The sequence below is a fragment of the Halomonas sp. 707B3 genome (genome assembly GCF_024158645.1).
GTDB classification, from domain to species: domain Bacteria; phylum Pseudomonadota; class Gammaproteobacteria; order Pseudomonadales; family Halomonadaceae; genus Vreelandella; species Vreelandella lionensis.
Map to the genome: position 1 here is coordinate 1 of NZ_JAMZBE010000039.1, position 20,014 is coordinate 20,014.

The following is a 20,014-nucleotide window of genomic DNA, read 5'->3' on the forward strand; positions in this document are numbered from 1 at the left end:
ATGGCACTGTCTGGGTGAATGGCGATAATGGCTATATTGCCATGCAGGTCAGTGGGTTAGAAGTGCTTCCGGGGGCCGGTCTCACGGATTCAGGTTATACCTAAGTATTATTTAATTGTTATGGTTGCTGACGAGCGCCTAGCACTCAGGCCGCCACATATAAGCAGTAAACCTATTTCAGCGATGATTAGTGATAATTGACTGCTATTGCATGACCTATTTCTTCCTTAATATTCTTGGCTAATCCCGTAAATTATGGTGCACTAAACTAATAAGAAAATATTACCTTTGCGCTAAGGTGGTGCGGTAGGCAGCTGTTTTTTTAACCAATAATCATAATGAGCTGTGAAAGAGGTCTAGATGAAGGTCGCGAATACATCCCGGTTAAAGCTGACGCTACAAAGCAAAATGGTACTGTTGACGCTACTGCCCATGCTGGTGCTTGCGTTAGTACTATCGTTACTGGAGGTGCGTAGTTCCATGACGCGGATTGAAGAAACGTTAGCGGAACAGCGCGAGGTGCTGGTCGATGAGCGAGAGACGACAGTACGCTATTTAGTAGAGTCAGCACGTAATGCTATTTCGCATTTGGTTGACAATCCAAATCTAAGCGAAGCCGACGCGCAGGCAGAGGCCCAGCAAATTTTGCAAAATTTCCGTTTTGGTAACGAGAACTACGTTTTTGCTTTTAGCTATGATGGCACGGCAAAAGCACTGGCTGCAGCGCCCCAACGCATTGACACTAATATGTCGGGTATCACCGACAGTGAAGGTAACGCCTTTGTGGATGATCTTATTGAACGTGCGCGCAGCGGAAACGATAGCTTCTACGATTACCTATGGATTAACCCAGCGACAGGAGAGATTGAACCCAAACACTCGCTTTCCATTGCAATACCAGAATGGGATTGGATGATTGGGACGGGCATCTACCTAAGCGACATTGATGAAGGTCTGGAGGCCGTTGAAGCACAGGCGTGGCAAGAGTTTAAGCAGGACCAATGGCAGAAAGGTTTGGTGACTCTACTACTGCTTATTACTGTGGGCGTTGTCATGGCACTGTTGGTTCGTCGCGCACTGAGCCCGATACGCCATGCTGCTGCTGCCATGAGTGAGGTAGCCTCCGGTGACGCGGATCTAACGAAGCGCCTGACCGTCGAGACAGACGATGAGGTGGGTAACTTGGCTCGACAGTTTAATGCCTTTATTGAACGTATCCAGCTGACGTTGCAAGATGTTAATCGAACCACGCAAAGTGTGTTGCTAGCCTCGCGTGAGATTGATCAAGGCACTAACGAGCTAGCCAGCCGTACCGAGCAGGCAGCCGCTAATTTACAGCAAACCTCCTCATCGGTAGAGGAAATTACTTCCACCGTATATAACACCACCGAGGGTGCCGAGCAGGCATCTCAACTGTCCAATAGTGCTGTTGACGTGGCGCGTCAGGGCAATTCCGCTATGCAGCGGGTGGAAAGCACCATGGCTGAAATCGACCAATCAGCTACTCAGATCGGCGAAATCATTACCATGATGGATGCCATTGCCTTTCAAACCAATATATTGGCGCTGAATGCGTCAGTAGAGGCGGCTCGTGCGGGCGAGCATGGTCGTGGTTTTGCCGTCGTTGCTGAAGAGGTACGGAAGCTAGCGGGTCGCTCCAGCGAGGCGGCAGGTGAAATCCGTCAATTGATCGATAATTCCGTTAAGCGTACCCGCGAGGGCAGTGAACTTGTGCACGATGCTGGAGCTACCATGCAGGAGATCGTTGACAGCGTGACACGGGTTACCGATGTCATTGCCGAAATCAGTGCGGGTGCCCGTGAGCAGAGTTCAGGCATTAGCGAGATCAATAAGGCCGTCGCGGAAATGGATAGCATGACTCAGCAGAATGCGACTATGGTGCAGCAAAGTGCAACCGCTGCCCAGCAGCTGCGGGAGGGAGCAGAGCGCTTATCGACACTGCTAGCCGCGTTTGTATTGGGTGATTCGGCAGCTTCAACAGCGTTACCTAGCCAAACTTCAAGCGCCCGACCGGCTAGCAACATGCCCTCTCGGTCGCCTAGTCGTCAGCTCGAACACGAGCATGATGAGTGGGACTCCTTCTAAGCCTTGGGCGAAGCAACAAACACCTAGCTTGTCTGGGTGTTTGTTGCAGTTGGTTCCTACCCTTTAGCGGCGAGCTAACGACAGTGCGGTAGGGCAGTTAATCACCTGAGAAGTAGCTAACCACTCCTCATCAGGGTAGTAAGCAAAGACATACTGGTTCTCTTTCAAACTATCAATCAGCGGATATGTGATGTCTTCACGCACGGCGGGGCAGCCGTGGCTACGGCCAAGGCGGCCGGTTTGCGCAATAAAGTCATCGCTAACATAGTCGGCGCCGTGAATAACAATTGCTCGCTCAAAAGCTAGATCGTTCACTTCTGGCTCCAGGCCGTCCAGGCGCAGCGAATAGCCATTACGGCCGTAGTAGCTATTCATAGTGCGGAACAGGCCAATGCTGGACTGATGGCTGTCAGGTGTATTCGAGAAAGCACTAGCCACCGCATCGCCAGAGCCCTGGCCATGTGACACCAGCTCTTCAAACAACAGGGTATGCTGGTGAAGGTCAAATACCCACATGCGTGGCTCTGAAGAGGGGAGCGAGTAATCAATTACGGCTAGGCGCTCTGCTGATGGGTCTGCACAGCTTAGTGCCTGGGCAGCAAGGCGCAGTGCCTCGGGCGTGGCCCCTGGTGCTAACTGGAGTAACTGGTGGTGAAGAGGAGAAACACCTGCGGGCGGTGCTGTTGCCACCTGGGAGAAAAAACTCGCCGCTTGAAGCGGGTAAGAAAGTAACACGATAGGTAAAGAAAACAGTACAGTGGTGATGCGTGAGCGAAAAAGCATGGGTGCAATCCTGACTAAAGTGGCGAAAAAAGGGTACACACGTAGAGTCATCACGAGTAAACGTAAACGGCTATGATAAAAAACGCGTATCGGTACGGGAACAGCTGATATGACGTTAAGCAAAAAGAGTGAAGCCACACCACAACGCTGCATAGTAACGCAAGGAGAGGCGATGAACGACAATCAGCCACTAAGACGATGGGCGATAGGGGCCGCGCTCTGTCTGACGCTGACCTACCCACTGATGGCCACCGCAAGCGAACCCGCTAGCGAAGCGTTACAGCAAGCGCTGACACAACGCATTCAGCAAAGCGGAGAAGCGCTGCCGGTAGAGTCGTTTTACCAACTGAGGGATGGGCAGCCTGCTTGGCAGGCTATCAACCGTGTTGAAGCGCTGGTCAGCGCATTGAATAGCCTCGTGGATGACGGTTTAACGCCGAGTGATTATCAAGCCGCTTCGCTGTTGGATGATTTTCAGCTTAGCCAGCAGCTAGACGCCCAAGCGAAAGCAAGCTTCGATGTGCGCGCTACCCGTTCGCTGCTGTTAGCACTGGATCATTTATCGCTAGGTAAAGTGAACCCAAAAGACGTCGAGCCCAACTGGGACTTGCCACGCCCTGAGCGGAGTTATGCACTTCCTCGGGTAGTGCAGGCGGTTGAAGAGGGTGATGTGCATCAGGCGCTGGCTTTCGCTCGCCCCGCATCTCCTGAGTATGCTCAGCTGCGCGAAACGTTGACGCATTACCGCCGTTTGGCAGAGCAGGGCAGCGTGCCTTACTTACCGGGGCGTGAGGAGTCGCTGCATCCCGGCGATATTGATGACGACATTCAAACGCTACGCCAGCGCCTGACACTCTGGGGGGAGCCGCATCTGTTAGCGGCGGATAGCAGCGCTTACCCTATGATTGGGGCGCAGTCTGCCGGCGGCGACCATCGCGCCTTTGATAGTGAGGTAGAGCGGGCGGTGATACGTTTTCAGCGGCGTCACCAGCTACAAGAGGATGGCGTGGTTGGCGAGCGCACCCGCTTGGCGCTCAATATGCCGGTAACTGCGCGTATTGATCAACTGCGCGTTAATCTGGAGCGTGCCCGCTGGATTCGGCCGATACAGCAGTCTGAGCCTCGGGTATGGGTCGATATCGCGGGCTATCGGTTGCACTATGTTCGCCCTAACGGCCAGCACTGGGATACCCGTGTGGTAGTGGGGACACCCAGCCGTGAAACGCCGATTATTCACTCCTCCATCAGCCATTTAACGGTTAATCCGAGCTGGACGATTCCGCCTACGATTATGCGTGAAGATGTGCTGCCACGGGTTCGCCAGGATGTGGACTATCTAACGCGACAGAATATTCAGGTCGTGAGCCTAGCCGGTGAAACGTTGGATGCCCAAACGATTGATTGGCAGCGCCCTGGTGGGGTGATGCTTCGTCAGGTAGCGGGCAGCAGTAACCCACTTGGGCGTGTAGTGGTGCGCTTTCCCAATAACGATATGATTTACTTGCACGATACCCCGGCTAGAGGGCTTTTTCAGCGGGATCAGCGGGCGCTGAGTTCCGGGTGTGTCCGTGTGGAAGGCGTAACGGAGTTCGCGCAACTGTTGCTGCAAGATAGCGGTAGCCGCTACCAGCTCAGCTCGTTGATCAATAGTGGCCGCAGTGACCGTAACGTTAGCTTGCCCACGCGTATTCCTGTGGCACTGCACTATTTGACTGCTTGGCCTAATAGCCAAGGAGAAGTGGTGTTCAGAGAGGATATCTACCGCCGCGATGCCGCGCTACTAGCCGCACTCTCTACCGGAACGGCATAGCAAGCGCTGCTTGAAAGCCAACGATAAAAAAGCCGCCCCTGCGTGTGGGCGGCTTATTGCGTTAGCGTTGTTAAAAGAGATTACTGAACGCTTTCGTCACTCTCATCAGCGCGCTGGTTGTTAGCGACGCTAATGTTGCCTGTCTCACCACTTTCAAGCGCGGCTAGCATAGGCTCTGCTTGGCGCTGGAAAGCAATTAGCGTATCGCCACTTAGGCTGGTGTTTTCCGGTAGCTCTACGGTCATCGCGTTGACTGGCGTGTTATTCACGATGACTTCGTAGTGCAGGTGAGGGCCGGTGCTGCGCCCAGTGTTACCAGACAATGCAATACGCTCACCCATCGTTATACGCTCGCCTTGGCTAACCAGGGGCTTGGAGAGGTGCAGATAGCGAGTGCGGTAGCCGTTATCGTGGCGTACAACAATGTAACGCCCTGCTGCATGGTGATTGCCGACACGCTCAACACGGCCATTGGCTGGCGCTGTGATGGGCGTGCCAATGGGCATCGCAAAGTCGGTGCCGTTGTGCGGGCTAACGCGACCGGTGACCGGGTGCAGGCGGCGCGGGTTAAAGTTGGAGCTCAGGCGATAGCTGCCTTCAAACGGACGGCGCGCAAATGCAGGGTCGAGGCTGCTGCCTTCTGGGGTATAAAAGTTATCATCGTTGGCGTTGCGAACTACGGTTAGGTCCATCCGATCACCATCGTACTTCACTGCCAGTACGCGGGAGTCGAGGGTTTCGCCATCGATCATGTCGGACTCAACCAAGACCTGAAACTGATCCCCCCGGCGGCTGTCGCGACGGAAATCCAGCTTCTTCTCCAGGATGCGCGTCAGCTCGGTGACGGAGCTGCTGCTCAAACCCGTGGCTTGGGCTGAGCGAGCAAAGCTGCCGCTCACGTTACCAGCATAAAGGCGCTGTACCGGCTCACCTTGGCGCTCAATCGCTGTAATAGCATAGTGGTCGCTGTCGCGCTCAAGCAGAACCCCTTCGCGGGTGTTCTTCATCATGCGCAGAGCTAGCAGCTGGCCCTCTTCATCCAACTGGTAATCGAAGCTGTGGCCCGCTCTCCAGTGAGTCAGCATGCGCGGGTCCGGTAGGTCATCTAGTAGTGCTAATACTTCGCTGTAACCCAGGCCCAGCTCATTTTGCGCCAGCACGGCAAAGGTTTCACCGGATTCAACGATGTGTGTTTCCCACTCAGGAACAAATGGCTCGTCTGCCGCGAGTTCTAGTTCAAGGAAAGAGACATCGTCGTAAAGTTCTACGCCATAATCTTCATAAGAAGTAGCATCATAAGAAGTGGCATCAGCGATTTCGACGGAGTCGTCGACATTGAGCATGCCGCTTGTAATCGTGCCTAACACGATGGCCATATGAAGGGCACCGTCATCCAGTGCCCCCTCGTGCAGCGCTACCTGAGATTGGGCATCGCGTGGCTCAGCTTCACTCGCCATAGAGGCTTCTGCGCTGGTAATCACGTCGAGATCAACGATCTCGGTGGCAGCTAATTCACTTAAGGGGATATGTTCCCGGGTAGCGTCGAGCGCGCGCGAGGCACGGTCAATCGCTTCTGCAACGGGCGCTCGCTCTTGGCGAAGCGAAGGCACGCCCGGGGCAGAATCACTGGGAAGCGGAACTAACACGCTTTCCAGCGGAGTCTGGGGTTGGTTTAAATCGTGGTACGTGGTGATAAGTTTCTGTGCGCCCAGCACGGTGACCATGGTGGCCACGGGTAACAGTAATAATTTATGCGTGCGGGGCAGCGAATGAAGGATTCGCAACATGGGTAAATGGGCCGCCGAGTTCGTGAAATAAAAGTAACATGATAGTAAGCAAACTCGGGAACCATACCCCATGGAGGCAGGAGTGAATAGACTGTACATCTATACACAAAACATACTTCCGCTAAAAAGCGGAATTATTCAACTTGGGTGAGGATTTATGAACGCCGTTTGCTAACAAAAGTAACTTTGAACGTGCATGCTGGTGTGCGACGGCCCTCATTATTTTGCTCTTAACCATAGACGTAAATTAGGCATTGCGAAAGCTGTTATACAGCTTGCGTCTAATTTAAAAGGCTTTTATCTCTTTTTGCGACTTTAATGAGCAGCCAAACAGGGTCTGAGTGAGAGGATCTACACCACGTTAGCAGCCTATACGATGATCATTACTCAAATAATTGAGGCAGCGTTAAAGATAACGAACAGTTTTTTTGTAATTTTTTGTATTTTTGGCGAGTGAGCTTTTGTCTTAGCGCGCTGCCGTTTACGCAGTGTTTGTCAGCGAACGAGTACTCGACGCTATTTCCTGGCATTCTAGTGGTATTTTTTCGAAGATGAAGTGGGTTGTTTCGCTGTATGGCGTCGAGGAAATCGAAATGTCTCGGGTAACACTAGCGCAGTGGCAGATGCTGGCCGCCGTGGTGGATCACGGTGGATTCGCACGGGCGGCAGAGGCTATCCACAAAAGTCCCTCCACGCTTAATCATGCGGTCCATAAATTAGAAGAGCAGTTGGGTATTCAGGTGCTTGAGCCGGTAGGTCGACAGGTGCGCCTAACAGAAGCAGGCGAGCTGCTGCTTCGCCGTGCGCGCCAATTGATCGAGAGTGCGGCGTCACTGGAAGATGTAGCGTCGCGGCTTGCGGCGGGTTTAGAGGCTGAAGTGGTGGTGGCCATCGACCAAATTTTTCCTGCGGCTGCTCAGGCAAAAGCGTTGGAGCGCTTCTCTGACACCTATCCGCAGGTCAGAGTGCAGCTTCACGAGAGCGTGCTCAATGGCGGTACGGAAATGCTCTACGACGGCCGGGCGGACTTGGTGATTTCTGGCATCGAAGCGCAGGGATTTCTGGGGGAGCCGCTAGTGAATGTGCGTTTTGTGGCCGTCGCGCATCCACGCCATGCGCTGCATCAGTTGGGGCGCTCGCTGGATTTGCGCGACTTGGCGCAGCATCGACAGTTAGTGGTGCGCGACTCGGCGCTACGCCAGTCTACCAACGCTGGCTGGTTAAAAGCCGAGCAGCGCTGGACCGTGGGGCATGTGAGTACGTCATTAGATATGCTGCTGCGCGGGCTAGGGTTTGCCTGGATACCGGAAACGCGTATTGCCGATGAGCTGGCCAGCGGTCAGTTGAAGCCGCTGCCGCTAAGCGCCGGGGGTATACGCGAAGTCCCCGTTCAATTGATCTTCCGTGACCGTGACCGCGCAGGCCCCGCGGCCCATGCCATGGCGGCAGCGTTAAAGCGGGCAGTAAAAGAAGTCTGCGAGCAACGTTCGATTCCCTCGAATGAACAGCCGTAAAACATGCGCTTGAGCCTGAATCAGTCGGGGGTATGCTGAACGTCAATCACAGTATAAAACGTTCAACGTAGGAGACGCCTGATGGGACTGCTTGTAAACGGTGAGTGGGTAGACCAGTGGTACGACACCAAAAAGCATGGCGGTGAGTTTGTACGTGAGTCTGCGCAACTGCGCGATTGGGTGGGCAGTAGTGAAGAGTCGCAAGGCGACAGTTATCCGGCCCAAGCGGATCGCTACCACCTTTATGTATCGCTCGCCTGCCCCTGGGCGCACCGTGCGCTAATCATGCGCAAACTGAAAGGTCTGGAACCGTTGATAGGTACTTCTCACGTTAGCCCACTGATGCTGGGCAACGGTTGGACATACCATCAAGACGAAGGCGCCAGCGGCGATCCGATCAATCACGCTGAGTTTCACCACCAGCTCTATACCATGACCAACCCGACCTACACTGGGCGGGTCACGGTGCCGGTATTGTGGGATAAACAGCGCAGCGCGATTATCAATAACGAATCCGCTGATTTGCTGCGTATCTTCAACCGAGCCTTCGATGAGCTGACAGGCAATAACCTGGATTTCTACCCAGAAGATCTGCGCAGCGTCATCGACGAAGTAAATGATGACGTATACGACCATATCAATAATGGCGTTTACAAATCCGGGTTCGCCACCGAGCAGCAGGTGTATGAGAAGCATGTGACCGCACTCTTTGATGCGTTAGAGCGTATTGAGAAGCGACTGGCAGAGCATCGCTACCTAGCGGGGGAGTGGCTCACCGAAGCGGATATTCGCCTCTTCACAACGCTAATTCGCTTTGACGCGGTCTACTTTGGCCACTTCAAGTGTAATTTCAAACGCATTGAAGATTACCCGAATCTTTCCAACTACGTGTGTGAGCTTTACCAGTGGCCGGGCGTGGCGGAGACCGTCAATATGGATCATATCAAGCGACACTACTATTACAGCCACGACACGATTAATCCCACGCGTATTGTACCAGCAGGCCCGCTACTGGACTTTATGCGCCCGCACGACCGGGAGCGTTTGCCGGGGCAGGGGATACGACGCCGCTAAGCCGCTAAATGCTGTACGCTATGTACGAAAAAGGGCCACCCGCTTGGGTGGCCCTTTTCTATATTGCTGTGTATCAGCAAACAAACGTGTTACTCGTTGGCATCTACTGCTTCACGAGTAGACTGCCAAGCGCTCTGTGCACCTTCTTTAGTGGTTTGCCAAGCATCGCGTGCGTTCGCTTTGGTTTGTTCCCACCAGTCGCGATCATACGTTGGGAATGACTCCACTTCTTCAGATGTAGCTTCCAACATGATGCGATGCTCAGTGTCGCCATCGTTTTCAGTATGCGTCTCAAGCGTAAATTGGTCAGTGTTCACTACAATTTCGCGTCCGCCTAAGCCAAGTACAGCGCCACTCTCGATTACGAGGGCTGAAATACGCATCTCTTCGTCAAACAAAATGTCATCGACTTCGCCAATCTCTTCGCCTGACCCATTGGCAAAGAACACTTCTGCATCAAGGATATCATCGGCAGAGTACATACCCTGCGGCTCTGTTTGCGCCTGAACATTAAAGGCCATACCGCCAAGCAGTGCCGTTGTAATTGCAGTCGTGAGGATTGATTTACGCATAGCTTCTCTCCATGTGGCTATAAAAGTAGCGTTTTAACGCTAACAATGAAGGTGGTTCGCTTTAGCTGCCGAGCATCGTATGCCAGCAGAGGGTGGTGACCTTAGAGCCCGTTCGCCCAATCATCAGCGCGGCGCTCCGCCTCTTCGCGTTCCAGGCCATATTTCTGCTGTAGCTTACCAACTAGTTGATCTTTCTTGCCGCCAATTTGCGACAACTCATCATCTGTCAGTTCGCCCCAGCTAGCGCGAGCTTTACCCTTCATTTCAGTCCATCTGCCTTCAATCTGATCCCAGTTCATGTGCATCACTCCTTGAAGTTTGTGAACGTCATCAGGCACCTCTCAGGTTAGACGACCTATACACAAGTGCAAGCTCGGGTATTGATATGGGTTAAATTAAAAAGGCTGGTCAGAACCTATCGGCAGTGTTAGGATGCGCCCTCCTCGCATGTGTTGACCCCTCCATCATGACGATAAACGTTCTTCGCTGTCGCTGAGCCTCAATAGCCACGCTAAGCAGAAACGTTTGCGGGAACATCTCACCAGTTGCAGATGTTCATTGCTGTGAAGATGGCGCGCCTCCAGCATTTCACCAAACGGGTGAAATCGGCGCAGAAGGTCGCCACAGCGGTTGGCCCGCAAGTGCGGTGTTGCCAACCGAATGCTAGGTGCGACCGGCGTCTCCGACTCCACTGATGACGATATCCGCTATGCGGACCCTTGTTCTTTTGTTGCGCACCGTTACGCGCAGCATGAAACAGAGTCAGAGACGCTTACGATGTTTTTTGCCGGTACAGCCGGCCTACCAAGGTGTGATTAATGACCTCGACTTCTGTCGCCTCGCCGAGCTTCGGCGATCTGGCTCTTTTGCCTGCCGTTCTGTCTGCTGTTGAAGCACAGGGCTATGAAATTCCTTCGCCTATTCAGGCGCAGACGATTCCTGCGTTGCTGGAAGGCCGCGATATGCTGGGCCAAGCACAAACCGGTACCGGCAAAACTGCTGCCTTCGCACTGCCGCTGCTGTCGCGTCTCGATATGCAGCGCCGCGAGCCTCAAGTACTGGTGCTTGCACCTACCCGCGAACTTGCTCAGCAGGTCGCTGTTTCCTTTAGTAAATATGGTCAAAACCTGCAGGGCTTAGAAGTTGCTACCCTGTGCGGTGGTCAAGAGTACCGTGAGCAGTTAGGCGCGCTGAAGCGTGGTGCCCAAGTGGTAGTGGGCACGCCGGGCCGCGTGATTGATCACCTGGATCGTGGCAGCCTGAAGCTAGATGGCCTGTCTGCGCTGGTGCTGGACGAAGCCGACGAAATGCTGCGCATGGGCTTTATCGACGACGTAAAACGCGTGGTTGCCGATACCCCGAAAGATGCTCAGCGTGTGTTCTTCTCTGCGACGCTGCCGACTGAAATTGAGCGCATTGTTAACCGTTATTTGGTTAACCCGGTGAAGGTGGCGATTGAGTCGCGCACTACCACGGGTGAAAACATCGAACAGCGCATTGTTCGCGTTGACGGTGGCGCTAAGCTGGAAGCCGTGGCACGTATTCTTGAAGTCGAGCCGGTCGATGCCGCGATCGTCTTCGTACGTACCCGTGCTGCCTGTACCACACTGGTAGAGCAGCTAACGGCCCGTGGCGTGAACGCTGCTGGCCTGTCGGGTGACCTGGATCAGAGCCTGCGTGAGCGTACCATTACCCGCTTGAAGCGTGGCAAAGTGGACGTGCTGATTGCGACTGACGTTGCAGCCCGTGGTCTTGACGTTCCGCGTATCACGCACGTCATCAACTACGACCTGCCGCAAGATGCTGAAGCCTACACCCACCGTATCGGTCGTACCGGTCGTGCGGGCCGTAGCGGCATCGCGATTACTTTCGCAGGCTTCCGTGAAGGCCGTAAAGTGGGCTGGATGGAACAGGCAACCGGTCAGAAAATGACTGAAATGCCACTGCCTGACGAAGCCGCTATTCGTGCCCACCGTGATGAAGTTTTCCATCATCGCGTGGTTGCCGCGCTGACAAAAGGTGCAGAAGAGCAGCGCGCACTGGTCGAGCGTTTGGTGGAAGAGGGTCACGATGCCGTTGAGCTAGCCTGCGCGTTTGCCGCCATGGCCCGCGCCGACGAAGCGCCGATTGGTCGCCTTCAGGCACCGCGTAAAGAGAAGCCCATGCGCGATGGCGCACCGGGCAAGCCGGGCGGTGCTCGTCGCGAGCGCTCCAGCGCGCCCAGCGAAGGCATGACCCGCTACCGTGTTTCCGTTGGCCATAAAGACGGTGTGAAGCCGGGTCAACTGGTCGGCGCGCTGGCGAACGAAGGCGGCATTGAAGGCGCGCGTATCGGTCGTATCGATATTCGCAACGCTTTCTCGGTCGTTGAACTGCCTAGCGGTCTGCCTTCCACGATTCTAGCGAAAATGGCTCGTGCCCGTGTGGCCGGTCGCCCGCTGGAAATCAGCGAAGACCGTGCGCCTGAGCGTGCACCGCGCCGCCGTCGTGACGATGGTGACGCGCCGGTTCGCCGCCGCGAACGTGCGTAACTCAGTCTTGGGCGCTTAACATCGCCTAACGCTTGAGTCACGTCGATCCCCCTATGCCACTGGCCTCGTGCCAACTGGCGTAGGGGGATTTTTTTTGGCTACGCTATACGTACCTCACTTTGATAGTCACAAGGAGCATGCATGGACGCTGCGCTACACGAATGGAGCCTGTCACCCAAACAGGCGATTGCGCTGCAGTCACAACTCGCCCAGCAGTTAGAGAGCCGTGACCGCATCAACCCGGTGACGTATATCGCGGGGGTAGACATTGGCTTTGAAGAGGGCGGGGCGGTGACGCGGGCGGCAGTGGTGGTGTTGCAGTGGTTGCCAGAAGAGGCTCCGCATCTACCGGTGGTCGAGCAAGTGGTGCATCGCGAACCCACACGCATGCCCTATATTCCAGGGCTACTCTCCTTTCGCGAAATCCCCGCTGCGCTAGGTGCGTTTGCCAAGCTCAAGACTCAGCCACAGCTGGTGATGGTCGATGGCCAAGGCATCGCCCACCCCAGGCGGCTAGGGGTCGCGGCACATCTAGGGCTTTGGCTTGATCTACCTACCATCGGTATCGCCAAGTCACGGTTGACTGGTAAGCATGCAGAGGTTGGTGAAGCGCGGGGCGATTGGGTACCGCTCATGGCCGGGCAAGAGGTGATTGGTGCCGTACTACGCTCGCGGGCGAACGTAAAGCCGGTATTCGTCTCGCCGGGGCATCGGCTTTCGCTGGATACCTCCCTTGAGTGGGTAATGCGCTGCCTGGGCCCAACCAAGCTGCCTGAGCCGACCCGCTTGGCAGATCGGCTGGCATCGCGGCGAGATCAAAAGAAGCGTTAAATAAAGTCGATAAAAAGCTGCAGCAGGCTGGTCGCTTCTGGCGTCTCGCTAATCTCATTGAGTAGCTGGTCTGGGTTGTCACCCTGGTCACGCAGGGCTGCGCGCTGGCGCTCAATGTAGGCGCGCATGACGGGCGGTGAAAACTCAGGGTGAAACTGCACGCTCCATTGGCGCGGCCCGTAGCGTAGCGCTTGGTGGGCGTCGTGGCAGTTGTGGGCCAGAATAGTAGCGCCATGAGGAAGCTGCATCACCGACTGAGCGTGGGTGAGGTGAGCAGGAAAGTGCCCGGGTAGTTGGCTAAAGAGCGGGTCTTGCTGGCCTGCCTGCGTTAAGCGTACCGTCCGAGTGCCCGATTCTCGGCCAGCGGGGTGATAGTCGCTAATACCGCCAAACGCCGCCGCCATTAGCTGATGGCCATAACAAACGCCCAGCAGCGGCAGGTTATCGGCCAGTGCTTGCTGCAGCCAGGGTTTTAGCGCCTCGCTCCAGGAGGGCTGCTCGCTCACCATGCTGTGAGAACCGGTAATCACGGCACCTGCAATGTCGTCGGGAGGCGTCGCCGTCAGCCGCGCATCCCACACCTTTAGCGTTAACTGCTCGGGTAACGCATCGTTCAGCCGCCGGATAAACAGCTGCTCAAAATCACCGTGTTGGTCGACCACTTCAGGGAAGGCGTCCCCGGTTTTAATAATGACTAAAGAGGCCATGGCATTCTCGTTATCGTGTCGCGGCGGTGGAAAGATAGCCGAATCAGGTCATTACGCTGTAAGCTGAAACGTCTTGTTTAATTACCGTTTTACCATACATTAGGAGCTTGATATGCAACAGATTACTCGTGCAGGGCAGCCGATAGATGTAGCAGGTACTCTACCTGTCGTTGGGCAAGCTGCCCCGGCGATGACGCTGACCAACAGCGACCTGGAAGATGTCACGCTGGACACCTACCAAGGCAAACGTAAAGTGTTGAACATTATACCCAGTGTGGACACGCCCACCTGTGCGATGTCTACCCGGCGGTTTAATGAGCTGGCCTCCAGCCTGCAAGATACCGTTGTACTGGTAGTCTCGGCTGACCTGCCGTTCGCCGCCAAGCGCTTCTGCGGAGCCGAAGGGCTGGATAACGTTGAGACGCTCTCCACCTTCCGCCATCGGGAGTTCCAGGAAGCCTGGGGCGTGGCGCTGTGTAACAACAGCATGGAAGGGCTGTGTGCCCGCGCGGTCGTCGTACTGGATGCGGACAACCGCGTGCTACATAGCGAGCTGGTAAGCGAGCTGAAAGACGAGCCGGATTACGAAGCGGCTCTCGCGGTGCTCAACGGCTAATTCGTTCGCGCCCTTGTTGGGCAGCCCCCACCAGCGCGCTAATCAAGCGCTGCTGGGGGCGGTTGAAAATCAGCCACTCGGGGTGCCACTGTACACCAATCAGAAAGTCGTGAGCTTCGGACTCGATCCCCTGTACCAGTCCATCTCTGTCTCTCGCGACGATTTTAATGCCTTTTCCCGCCTGGTTAACGGCCTGGTGATGTAGGCTATTCACACGGCACCAAGTCACTCCCAGCAGTTGATACAGTTGGCTGTCTCCGGCGATATCCACCGTTTTACGCGGCAGCACGGTGCGACGCCGCTTCAACCCTTCATGGGTCGTATAAATATCGGGGTCCAGCGTGCCGCCCAAATGTACGTTAATTAACTGAGCGCCCCGGCAGATGCCAAGCACCGGCGTGTTTTGCGGAATGAACCGATTCAACAAGCTCAATTCTAACTCGTCCCGGGCGGGGTCCAAGCGCACGTCGAGCTGGACTTCGCCGCCGTACAGTTGCGCTTGAATATCATCGCCGCCGCCGATGATCAGCCCATCCAGGTGCTCGGGCATAGGGCGAGAGGGCGACAGACGTAGCGGTTTGCCGCCGTGACGCCATACGGCAAACCAGTCAAAGCACCAGGCAAGCTGGCTTTTACGATCCGAGGTGGTAATTCCGATGAGTGGTCGAGGCATGCAGGCGGCGTCTCGTCTTTCCAGTAGGGTGAAGGGTGAGCGTCGTTTTAAGAAGCGCTAAATGGCCTCAGTAGCTTAGTTTTTAAGCGGGCCCACCATGGCTTGCTATGCTCGTCGATGTACTCATCGCAGCGCGCCCGCAATACTTGGTCGTCAGCAGCCAGCTTCTCTACCTCTACCCAGCGGTTCCACTCCACCACTGACCCCCAGCCCGGCTGAGAGAGCTGCGCGTTAGGTAAGCGGTAGTGAAAGGTCGGGCGCGGTTTGGTGAGCTCGCCATGCAGCAGCTCGTGGGGGTGGTCGGGGCGCAAATAGGCAAACAGCGGGAGCAGATCCAACTCCCGATTACGAGTCGGGTTATAGTGTAAATAGTCGTCGATAAAGGTATCTAGATCCGGTTGGTAGCGGACGTCCAGCACCTTCAGGGCATACTCTTTGTGAAACGGGTTGGCGTGAGGCAGCACTTCGCGGGTGATATCCACCTTAATTTCTTCACGCAGCCAATTGGCCAGCAGCAGGTAGGCGCGCATCATGGCGAGCAGGTACTCCACCTCCTGGCTTTCCACCTCAGGGTTCAGGTGTAGTCCAAAACCATAGAGCAGGCTGGCATCGGTGCCTTTGGCGCCTTTTTCCCGCAGCGTTTCAAAGAGCGTATCGAGTGTTTCTAGCTCGTCCCAAGGAATAGGCGGGCAGACGATTTCGGTGGGCACCAAGCCGGTCACCATATCGCCGATCAGCTCGCGGGTTTTTTGGTGAAACTCTACTCGCCGCTGGTGCTGCTGGCGCGCCCATTCACTGTCGCTTTCATGGTGCTCTTCCAGCAGTGCTTTATCAGGGTGGGCGTATTGGGTATCCAGCTCAATGCCAAACTCTCCCCAACGTGTGCCTTCCACCTGTAGCCGATGAGGGCTGACCACGTTAAGCTCCCCACCAAATAGCGTGCGCACCAGCTCAGCCGTCTCGCGGGGCGGTAGCCCGGCAAACTCGATTTCAACGCCGACGCAGCGTGTTTGGCCATCTTTATTTACGCGTTTGGGTGGGGCTTGCAGCGTCATCTCGGTATCCTTGAGAGGAACGTTTGAAGGGTCAGCCTATCATAGTCACGCGTTGAGGCTGAGCGTAATCAACGAAGTAAATGTTAATCACCGGTACCTGTGGCCGGTCTATGTCGGGAGTGACGTGTGCGACAGCACTGGATAACCAAAATCATCGTAGGCGTAGTGCTCAGCATGCTGCTCAGCGCGGCGGCACTGGCGCAGAGTGTTTCCTTGCCTAACCTGACGGGTGGCGACTCGTCGGAACAGGCCGAGGTAAGTAACGAAGATTTTCAGCGCTCGCTTAGCGATGTGATCTCCATGCTCGAAAACGAGCAGCAGCGTACTGCGCTACTTGAGTCGCTGCGGGAGCTTCAGGTAAGCACCGATGCGGCCGAAGACGAGGGCGTGGTAAGGCAAGGCCTGCTAGGTGCACTGGCCGATACGCTAACCGACATTGGCGAACAGGCCCAGGCTGGTGATTCACCGATTGACGAGTGGTCACGCCAGCTAGTGCAGGGGGCGGATGACTTACGCGCTTTAAATGATGGCGCTGACCAAGGGGAGGCCATTCGCGCGGTGGCCGACGGCGCCGTGCTGGCCTTTGTATGGAGCGCGCTGTTGGTAGTGATGATTGCCTTTGGCCGCTTAGTCGCCACGCGTCGCCACTGGCCGTTGGATCTTCCCCGCGACCCCAAAGCGTGGCTACTGGCGGTGCACTTTTTACGTCGCATGCTGCCGTGGACGCTGGCGTTTGCCATTACGCTCGGTATTGGTCAAATCCTGCCTTACAGCCCAGGGCGTGCCGTGGTGCTGGTGGTGGCATATATCTGCCTATGTGGCCGCGCGCTCTCGGTAGTGTTTGAGACCGTGATCGCCTTCTTCAGTCGGGGCCATCGCTTCCCCGCGGTGCAGGTGCTACAGCATAAAGCGCTGCGTGGCCTGTTTGTGATTGGCGCGTTGATTGCTCTGGGCGATGCGGTGAACTCCACGCGCTTAGTAGAACTACTAGGCGCAGAGCTTTCCGGCTTGGTATCGGTGCTGGCGAACATGCTGGCAGCACTGCTATCGGCGCGCTTTATCTTTAAGTTTCAGCGCCCTATACGCCATCTGATTTGCAACCGGCCTTACAAGCAGCGCCGGGATGCCAGCGCCGCTGTTGAGATGATTCGTGCCCTGGGCGGGCTTTGGCATATCCCCGCGCTATTGATGGTGGGCGGCTCGCTGCTGGCGATTTTTATTACCGTGGGCGATGTGGGCACGGCCCTGGCACGCTCGATTGTCTCTGCCAGCCTGCTGGTATTAACGCTAGTGGTCACTGGGCTGTTGCGTCGGCAATCAGAGCGGCTTAATAAACGCCGTCATCGCCGCCGTTTTAGCCAGTACCGCAAGCGCTTAGAGCGCTTTGGCTTTGTGCTGGCGCATATCTGCGCGTGGATGGTGTTTGCCGAGCTCTCCATGCAGGTATGGGGAGGGTCGCTGTTTGGGCTGGGGCAGCAGGCCGTGGCGAGCGCCCGGATCGGGCAAGCGCTGGTGAGCCTTGGTGCTACGATTTTGCTGGCCTGGCTGGTATGGATTTTTGCCGATACGGCCATTCAGCGGGCGTTGACGTCGTCGGCTCGCTCCCGCGGGCGGCGCGTGAACCAGGCGCGGGCGCAAACCATTACGCCGATGATTCGCAACGTGATTTTTGTCGCTATTTTGATCATCGCGGTGATTGCGGGGCTAGCCAACCTTGGGGTGAACGTCACGCCACTGCTGGCGGGTGCCGGTGTGATCGGTCTGGCGATTGGTTTTGGTGCCCAAACCCTGGTGCAGGATTTAATCACCGGTATTTTTATTCTGATTGAAGACTCGTTGGCGGTGGATGACTTTGTGCAAATCAACGGCCATATGGGCACAGTAGAAGGGTTAACACTGCGCACGGTGCGGCTGAGAGACCTGGATGGCGTGGTGCATATCATCACCTTTAGCCGCATTGAGTCGATCCACAATATGTCCCGCCAGTTCGGCATTGCCCTGATGCGTATTCGTATTCCGTTCGATATGAAAATCGACGATGCGATTACCCTCATGCAGGAGACCGCCCAGGAGCTGCGTAAAGACCCGATGATGCGCCACTATATTTGGTCGCCGCTGGAGATGCAGGGCGTGCAGGGCTTTGAAGAGGGCTGCCCGATTTTGCGGATGCGCTTTCGCACCGCGCCGGAAATGCAGTGGGATGTTTCCCGCGCCTTCAATCTGCTGCTGAAGCAGCGCATGGAAGCACAAGAGATCGATCTGGGCGTACCGCGTTTGAGTGTCAGCATGGAGGCACGCTCAGAGTCGCGTATGGAAGACACCTCCGGCACCGATTTAAGCATGGAGCGGGGCGAGGAGAGCAGCGCTTCTGCACAGGACGAGGCGCATAAAAAGCCTGCGCCGCCGAAGCCCGCACCGCGGCCCACCCAGGCAGAAATACGCCAGGATGAGCGGGAGCGCAACGGTGCTTCAGCCCATGCCAAGCCCCAGGCTCAAGGCAAACCCCAAAGCGAGGCCTATGCCCGCCCCCACGGTGAAAACGGAGATGAGTAACCAAGGCCCGCGCAGGCGACGCCAGCGGTTATAGAGCGAGACCGCGTGGCTGACGCGGTCGACTAGCTCATCGTGGCGGGAGATCGCGTTATCCGGCGGCAGCGAAAAATCATTGGCCACATCGCCCTGCCAGTGGGCGCCATGGGTTAGGCCCAACCGGGCGCGCAGGCGCCCAATGTCGCTCAGCGTGTGGTGAAGAGTATCGTAGGTTTCCCTGTGTGGGGCAACGGCGAGCACTGACGTGGCATCCTGGCGTAGCGCGCTGTTCGGGCAGCGGGCCACGGCACTGTTGATCTGATGGTCGTTCGCGTCAGGCGACAGAGCGAGGCGTTGATACAGGTCACGCATAATCCAGGTGATCACTCCCCAAGTGGTAACGGTTAATAGGTTTGCATCAGGTAATCATAGGCATTTTTGATACGTTGAAAACGTGCCGACGCCAGCGCTACCTGATGCTCACTTTCGGAATAGAAACGGTCAGGGTGGTGGAGTTGGGCCATGCGCCGATACGCCCGGCGCACGTCAGTTTTGCTCGCGCCGGGGGTTAACCCCAGCACGGCCAGGGCGCGGGTGGTGCGGTCAGGCGGTGGAGGGCTGCTGCGCTGATAGTGGCGTCGCCGAGCTTCTTCCTGGCGCGCCTGCTCTTGCCGGGCCTGCTCCTGACGCGCTTGCTCGGCTCTGGCTCTCTCTGCTCTGGCCTGTTCGGCGCTGGACTGCTCCGCCCGCGCTTTGGCACGGCGGGCGTCCTCTTTTTGCTGCTTTTTTTCCTGCTGTTTCTGCTTCTTTTCCTGCTGTTTATCCGCTTTGGCCCGCTGCTGCTGTTCAGCCTGTTCTTGCGATGCCTTCTCGCGTTGGGCGGCGTCGGCCTCTTCTTGCGCCTTCTGGGCGTAATAAGCCGGGTCGTGGGTTTGCCAATAGGCGTCTCGGCTTGGGTCTTCTGGTGGGCGCAAGGGCTGGCCGGTCAGCTCTTGAAAAAGCGTGCCCAAGGTGGCTGGAGCTACGTTTAGCAAATCGGCTAAAAAACGCAGGATATAATGATTGGCAAGCGAGATATCACCGTCGTCTGTCGCGACAGTAATCGCCTGGTGCATCACACTCAGGCTACGCTCTTTAGAGCACTCTTTGCGCACTACCTCGGCGGCGAGCTGGATGGCGTGCAGGTCTTGGCTGTGGGCAATGCTCATCACCGGCCCTAGTTCATGCCCGTGGCGAAACTGCGCCGTCACCTGGGCCAAACGGCGACGCCGCTGGCCTTCCGAGACGTGCTGGCGGTGCACCAGCACCCAGCCCAGCAGTAGCAGTGTAGCCGTATCCACTTGGCTGCGGCTTTTGAGCAGCAGCAGCTCAAAGGGTGAAAAACGGGCGATGGACATTCCCTAGCTCCAAGGCGAAGTAGTAAACC

General features: G+C 56.1%; 17 protein-coding genes. 8 read left to right on the top strand and 9 right to left on the bottom strand.

The window, feature by feature from the left end; genetic code table 11:
- Window positions 1-360 precede the first annotated feature (360 nt).
- Window positions 361-2,106 (top strand): methyl-accepting chemotaxis protein, encoded by a 1,746-nt coding sequence (locus BIS10_RS07340; RefSeq protein WP_253503943.1) that lies wholly within the window; start codon window positions 361-363, stop codon window positions 2,104-2,106.
- Between the two features lie 63 nt (window positions 2,107-2,169).
- Here BIS10_RS07340 and BIS10_RS07345 read toward each other — a convergent pair whose 3' ends face one another.
- The gene (locus BIS10_RS07345; protein ID WP_044628986.1) at window positions 2,170-2,889 is read right to left on the bottom strand and encodes a murein L,D-transpeptidase catalytic domain family protein; all 720 of its coding nucleotides are present in this window, start codon (window positions 2,887-2,889) and stop codon (window positions 2,170-2,172) included.
- Between the two features lie 172 nt (window positions 2,890-3,061).
- Here BIS10_RS07345 and BIS10_RS07350 point away from each other — a divergent pair, with 172 nt between their 5' ends.
- Complete coding sequence (locus BIS10_RS07350) at window positions 3,062-4,699, top strand: murein L,D-transpeptidase (protein ID WP_253503946.1); 1,638 nt, start codon at window positions 3,062-3,064, stop codon at window positions 4,697-4,699.
- Between the two features lie 80 nt (window positions 4,700-4,779).
- On the opposite strand, the gene BIS10_RS07355 is transcribed toward BIS10_RS07350, so the two are convergent.
- A complete protein-coding gene (locus BIS10_RS07355) occupies window positions 4,780-6,486 on the bottom strand; it encodes a peptidoglycan DD-metalloendopeptidase family protein (RefSeq protein WP_083025132.1) in 1,707 nt (568 codons plus the stop codon).
- Window positions 6,487-7,079: 593 nt separating this feature from the next.
- Here BIS10_RS07355 and BIS10_RS07360 point away from each other — a divergent pair.
- Window positions 7,080-8,000 (top strand): LysR family transcriptional regulator, encoded by a 921-nt coding sequence (locus BIS10_RS07360; RefSeq protein ID WP_253503949.1) that lies wholly within the window; start codon window positions 7,080-7,082, stop codon window positions 7,998-8,000.
- An 81-nt stretch (window positions 8,001-8,081) separates the two neighbouring features.
- Window positions 8,082-9,074 carry a glutathione S-transferase family protein gene (locus BIS10_RS07365; protein ID WP_253503953.1) on the top strand — a complete coding sequence of 331 codons (993 nt, stop codon included), beginning with the start codon at window positions 8,082-8,084 and terminating at the stop codon, window positions 9,072-9,074.
- An 89-nt stretch (window positions 9,075-9,163) separates the two neighbouring features.
- Here BIS10_RS07365 and BIS10_RS07370 read toward each other — a convergent pair whose 3' ends face one another.
- The gene (locus BIS10_RS07370; protein WP_083025134.1) at window positions 9,164-9,646 is read right to left on the bottom strand and encodes a PRC-barrel domain-containing protein; all 483 of its coding nucleotides are present in this window, start codon (window positions 9,644-9,646) and stop codon (window positions 9,164-9,166) included.
- A gap of 101 nt (window positions 9,647-9,747) precedes the next feature.
- Window positions 9,748-9,945: a CsbD family protein gene (locus BIS10_RS07375; protein ID WP_253503956.1), complete on the bottom strand. Its 198-nt coding sequence runs from the start codon at window positions 9,943-9,945 to the stop codon at window positions 9,748-9,750.
- A 519-nt stretch (window positions 9,946-10,464) separates the two neighbouring features.
- Between BIS10_RS07375 and BIS10_RS07380 the strand changes: the two genes are divergently transcribed.
- Together BIS10_RS07380 and nfi are read left to right on the top strand one after the other, a co-directional pair.
- Window positions 10,465-12,177: a DEAD/DEAH box helicase gene (locus tag BIS10_RS07380; protein WP_253503959.1), complete on the top strand. Its 1,713-nt coding sequence runs from the start codon at window positions 10,465-10,467 to the stop codon at window positions 12,175-12,177.
- A gap of 141 nt (window positions 12,178-12,318) precedes the next feature.
- Window positions 12,319-13,008, top strand: coding sequence for a deoxyribonuclease V (gene nfi, locus BIS10_RS07385; RefSeq protein WP_253503962.1), 690 nt, complete (start codon window positions 12,319-12,321; stop codon window positions 13,006-13,008).
- On the opposite strand, the gene BIS10_RS07390 is transcribed toward nfi, so the two are convergent.
- Entirely contained in the window at window positions 13,005-13,715 is a 711-nt protein-coding gene (locus BIS10_RS07390; RefSeq protein WP_044628994.1) for a glutamine amidotransferase, read from the bottom strand. The genes nfi and BIS10_RS07390 overlap by 4 nt on opposite strands.
- Window positions 13,716-13,827: 112 nt before the next feature.
- Here BIS10_RS07390 and tpx point away from each other — a divergent pair, with 112 nt between their 5' ends.
- On the top strand, window positions 13,828-14,331 hold the full coding sequence (gene tpx, locus BIS10_RS07395) for a thiol peroxidase (protein WP_054645311.1): 504 nt from the start codon (window positions 13,828-13,830) through the stop codon (window positions 14,329-14,331).
- Here the strand turns inward: tpx and BIS10_RS07400 are convergent.
- Complete coding sequence (locus tag BIS10_RS07400) at window positions 14,321-15,004, bottom strand: gamma-glutamyl-gamma-aminobutyrate hydrolase family protein (protein ID WP_083025139.1); 684 nt, start codon at window positions 15,002-15,004, stop codon at window positions 14,321-14,323. The two genes, tpx and BIS10_RS07400, sit on opposite strands and share 11 nt — an antisense overlap.
- Before the next feature lie 47 nt (window positions 15,005-15,051).
- On the bottom strand, window positions 15,052-16,059 hold the full coding sequence (locus BIS10_RS07405; protein WP_253503965.1) for an amidoligase family protein: 1,008 nt from the start codon (window positions 16,057-16,059) through the stop codon (window positions 15,052-15,054).
- Between the two features lie 126 nt (window positions 16,060-16,185).
- Between BIS10_RS07405 and BIS10_RS07410 the strand changes: the two genes are divergently transcribed.
- The gene (locus BIS10_RS07410; RefSeq protein ID WP_253503967.1) at window positions 16,186-18,612 is read left to right on the top strand and encodes a mechanosensitive ion channel family protein; all 2,427 of its coding nucleotides are present in this window, start codon (window positions 16,186-16,188) and stop codon (window positions 18,610-18,612) included.
- Here BIS10_RS07410 and BIS10_RS07415 read toward each other — a convergent pair.
- Together BIS10_RS07415 and BIS10_RS07420 are read right to left on the bottom strand one after the other, a co-directional pair.
- Window positions 18,529-18,960 (bottom strand): hypothetical protein, encoded by a 432-nt coding sequence (locus tag BIS10_RS07415; RefSeq protein ID WP_083025141.1) that lies wholly within the window; start codon window positions 18,958-18,960, stop codon window positions 18,529-18,531. The two genes, BIS10_RS07410 and BIS10_RS07415, sit on opposite strands and share 84 nt — an antisense overlap.
- 32 nt (window positions 18,961-18,992) lie before the next feature.
- Complete coding sequence (locus BIS10_RS07420; RefSeq protein ID WP_083025143.1) at window positions 18,993-19,985, bottom strand: DnaJ domain-containing protein; 993 nt, start codon at window positions 19,983-19,985, stop codon at window positions 18,993-18,995.
- Window positions 19,986-20,014: the final 29 nt, after the last annotated feature.

Coding starts and splice junctions, on each gene's coding strand:
- BIS10_RS07340 (WP_253503943.1), top strand. CDS start 361: ATGAAGGTCGCGAATACATCCCGGTTAAAGCTGACGCTACAAAGCAAA.
- BIS10_RS07345 (WP_044628986.1), bottom strand. CDS start 2,889: ATGCTTTTTCGCTCACGCATCACCACTGTACTGTTTTCTTTACCTATC.
- BIS10_RS07350 (WP_253503946.1), top strand. CDS start 3,062: ATGAACGACAATCAGCCACTAAGACGATGGGCGATAGGGGCCGCGCTC.
- BIS10_RS07355 (WP_083025132.1), bottom strand. CDS start 6,486: ATGTTGCGAATCCTTCATTCGCTGCCCCGCACGCATAAATTATTACTG.
- BIS10_RS07360 (WP_253503949.1), top strand. CDS start 7,080: ATGTCTCGGGTAACACTAGCGCAGTGGCAGATGCTGGCCGCCGTGGTG.
- BIS10_RS07365 (WP_253503953.1), top strand. CDS start 8,082: ATGGGACTGCTTGTAAACGGTGAGTGGGTAGACCAGTGGTACGACACC.
- BIS10_RS07370 (WP_083025134.1), bottom strand. CDS start 9,646: ATGCGTAAATCAATCCTCACGACTGCAATTACAACGGCACTGCTTGGC.
- BIS10_RS07375 (WP_253503956.1), bottom strand. CDS start 9,945: ATGAACTGGGATCAGATTGAAGGCAGATGGACTGAAATGAAGGGTAAA.
- BIS10_RS07380 (WP_253503959.1), top strand. CDS start 10,465: ATGACCTCGACTTCTGTCGCCTCGCCGAGCTTCGGCGATCTGGCTCTT.
- nfi (WP_253503962.1), top strand. CDS start 12,319: ATGGACGCTGCGCTACACGAATGGAGCCTGTCACCCAAACAGGCGATT.
- BIS10_RS07390 (WP_044628994.1), bottom strand. CDS start 13,715: ATGGCCTCTTTAGTCATTATTAAAACCGGGGACGCCTTCCCTGAAGTG.
- tpx (WP_054645311.1), top strand. CDS start 13,828: ATGCAACAGATTACTCGTGCAGGGCAGCCGATAGATGTAGCAGGTACT.
- BIS10_RS07400 (WP_083025139.1), bottom strand. CDS start 15,004: ATGCCTCGACCACTCATCGGAATTACCACCTCGGATCGTAAAAGCCAG.
- BIS10_RS07405 (WP_253503965.1), bottom strand. CDS start 16,059: ATGACGCTGCAAGCCCCACCCAAACGCGTAAATAAAGATGGCCAAACA.
- BIS10_RS07415 (WP_083025141.1), bottom strand. CDS start 18,960: ATGCGTGACCTGTATCAACGCCTCGCTCTGTCGCCTGACGCGAACGAC.
- BIS10_RS07420 (WP_083025143.1), bottom strand. CDS start 19,985: ATGTCCATCGCCCGTTTTTCACCCTTTGAGCTGCTGCTGCTCAAAAGC.